We start from the raw sequence: 2,727 nt of genomic DNA, 5'->3' as shown, positions 1-2,727 counted from the left end.
CATCACCGCGGCGGCGGCAGCCGCCGCCGCGGCCGGGGGCCGCGCCCTGGGCAGCGTGCGCAACAGCGTGGAGGCGGCCCGGCGCAGCCTGCGGCTGCCCGCCCCTGCCAGCCCGGCGCCGGTCCTGCCGGCCGGGCTCGAGGCCCCCGTGGACGGCGTCGTACCATGGCTGACCCCGAACCCCGACTTCTACCGCATCGACACCGCCCTCAGCGTCCCCCAGCTCGACGTCGACACCTGGGAACTGCGGGTTCACGGCATGGTCGAGGAGGAGTTCACCCTGACCTTCGACGACCTCCTCGCAGAGGACCTCATCGAGCGGTACATCACGCTCACCTGCGTCTCCAATCCGGTGGGCGGCAACCTAGTGGGCAACGCCAAATGGCTGGGCTACCCGCTGCGGGACCTGCTTCGGCGGGCCAGGCCGCTGAGGGGCGCCGACATGGTGCTGAGCACCAGCAGCGACGGGTTCAGCGCCTCGACTCCGCTGCCCGTGCTGCAGGACGAGCGCGACGCCATGCTGGCGGTCGCCATGAACGACGAGCCGCTGCCCCTTGAACACGGCTATCCGGTGCGGATGGTGGTGCCGGGGCTGTACGGGTACGTGTCGGCGACCAAGTGGGTGGTCGACCTCGAGGTCACCCGCTTCGCCGACCGGACCTCCTACTGGACCGACCGCGGCTGGTCCGAGAAGGGCCCGATCAAGACAATGGCCCGGGTCGAGGTTCCGCGCTCCTTTGGCAAGGTCGCCGCCGGCACGGTCCAGATCGGCGGGACGGCCTGGTCCCAGACCCGCGGCATCGCCCGGGTCGAGGTCTCGGTCGACGACGGGCGGTGGGAGGAGGTTACCCTCGCCGCGGAGGCCTCCGTCGACACCTGGCGCCAGTGGCACCACGAGATCACCGTCGGCCCGGGCTCCCACACGCTGCGCGCCCGCGCCACGGACCCCGCCGGCGGGCTCCAGACCGAGGAGCGGGCCGACCCCGTCCCCAACGGCGCCTCCGGCTGGCAGTCGGTCCAGTTCACCGCCACCTAGGCCCTTTCACCGGCGCGGGCGGCACGCCGCGCTGCGGGAGCCGCGCCCGCCGGAGGCCCGTCTCCTCCGGCGGGCGCAGCGTCGGCGGAAAGGCGCCGCGGAAGGAGCCGGCCGATAGGCAATACTTGTTCCATGCTTTCAACTTTCAGCTCGGACGACGCCGTTGATCTCGCCGTCCTTGAGCGCAGCGGCCTGATCGAGTCCCGCCACGTGGGATCCGCCGTCGTCCTCGCCGCCGACGGCTCGGTGGTGACCGCGCTGGGCAATGTCGAGGCGCCGATCTACCCGCGCTCCACCCTCAAGCCCTTCCAGGCCCTGGCCACCATGAAGGCCGGGGTGCCCCTGCGCGGCCCGCAGGTGGCCCTCGCCGCCGCCAGCCACGTGGGCAGCGCCGAGCACCTGGACGTGGTGAAGACCATGCTCAATGCCGCCGGTGTGAGCGAAGGGCACCTCCAGTGCCCGGAGGACTGGCCGCAGGACGAGGCCACCCGGACCCAGCTGGTCCTCTCCGGCAAGGGAAAACAGCGCATCGCGTTCAACTGCTCCGGCAAGCACGCAGGATTCCTGTGGGCGTGCACCGAAAACAACTGGGACCACTCCACCTACCTCGACCGGGCGCACCCGCTGCAGCAGAGCATCGCCGAGGTCATCGAGGAGTACACCGGAGAGGCGCCGGCGCACTGGGGCGTGGACGGCTGCGGGGCGCCCGTGGCCGCGGTGTCCCTCACCGGCCTGGCCCGGGGCATCGGCAGGATCGCCAAGGCCCCTTCCGACAAGTACGCGGACGCGCGCGCCGCGACGGTGGCCACCGCCATGCTCGACTACCCGTGGGCCGTGCACGGCCGGGGCCAGGACAACTCCGTGGTCATGGAGGAGCTGGGCATCCTTGCCAAGAGCGGCGCGGAGGGCGTGCTGGTCCTGGCCGCACCCACCGGCGCGTCCCTGGCCCTGAAGGTCCTCGACGGCAACCTGCGGGCGGCCACCCTGGTGGGCCTGAGCCTGTTCGCGGCCGCCGGGGCCATTGACGCCGCGGAGGTCGGCGCGGTGCTTGAGCGGGTGGTCCCGCGCGTCCTCGGCGGTGGACGCCCCGTGGGCAGCCTGCGCCTCGCCGCGCCCGTGCTGGCCCAGCTTGACGCGGGTTCGCTGAGCTGAGGTCCGGGCAGCGGAGGGCAGGAACGGCATCGAAAGGGACGGCACCGAAAGGGACGGCATGGCACGACGACGCATCAGCACCGAGGACGGACACGCCGCCCTCCGGGCCGCGCCGGGTGGCGGCCGGGCCGAGAAGGCCGCGGCCGTGCGTTTCTGCCTTGAGGAACTGGCCGAACGGGCCCCGGGCAACAGCGTTGAAGTGCGCGTGCCGCCGTTCGGTGTGACGCAGTGCGTCGAAGGGCCGCGCCATACCCGGGGCACCCCGCCCAATGTTGTCGAAACCGATCCGCAGACCTGGCTGGAGCTGGCCACCGGCGCCCTGTCCTGGAGCGGCGCAGTGGCCGTCGGCAAGGTTTCGGCCTCCGGGCAGCGGGCCGATCTCAGCGCCTGGCTGCCGCTGTTCCCCGACGCGCCTGGTCCGGCCGCCGGGCCTCCCGTTCCGGACCGGTAGCCATGGCGCATCCAGCGCCGGCGCCGCACCGGAGCACCGGTCGGCCCGGCCTGCGCCGCCGGGGCCCGGCCCGCGCCGCCGCCCTGGC

The 2,727-nt window shown here is 73.2% G+C and carries 3 protein-coding genes; all 3 read left to right on the top strand.

All coding sequences use genetic code 11. The annotated features are described in order from the left end of the window. Positions 1–1,036, top strand: a 1,036-nt coding sequence (locus GVV86_RS18375; RefSeq protein ID WP_159803663.1) for a molybdopterin-dependent oxidoreductase, incomplete at its 5' end; no start/stop codon positions are given. 132 nt (positions 1,037–1,168) lie between these two features. After that, positions 1,169–2,188 carry an asparaginase gene (locus GVV86_RS18370; protein WP_159803662.1) on the top strand — a complete coding sequence of 340 codons (1,020 nt, stop codon included), beginning with the start codon at positions 1,169–1,171 and terminating at the stop codon, positions 2,186–2,188. Positions 2,189–2,246: 58 nt separating this feature from the next. Continuing rightward, on the top strand, positions 2,247–2,639 hold the full coding sequence (locus GVV86_RS18365) for a sterol carrier family protein (protein ID WP_159803661.1): 393 nt from the start codon (positions 2,247–2,249) through the stop codon (positions 2,637–2,639). Positions 2,640–2,727 lie beyond the last annotated feature (88 nt).

The sequence above is a fragment of the Arthrobacter zhaoguopingii genome (genome assembly GCF_009828595.1).
Taxonomy (GTDB): Bacteria; Actinomycetota; Actinomycetes; order Actinomycetales; family Micrococcaceae; genus Arthrobacter_D; species Arthrobacter_D zhaoguopingii.
The sequence above is the reverse complement of the archived record's forward strand: the minus strand, read 5'-3'. Positions and strand labels throughout refer to the sequence as shown.

Coding starts and splice junctions, on each gene's coding strand:
- GVV86_RS18370 (WP_159803662.1), top strand. CDS start 1,169: ATGCTTTCAACTTTCAGCTCGGACGACGCCGTTGATCTCGCCGTCCTT.
- GVV86_RS18365 (WP_159803661.1), top strand. CDS start 2,247: ATGGCACGACGACGCATCAGCACCGAGGACGGACACGCCGCCCTCCGG.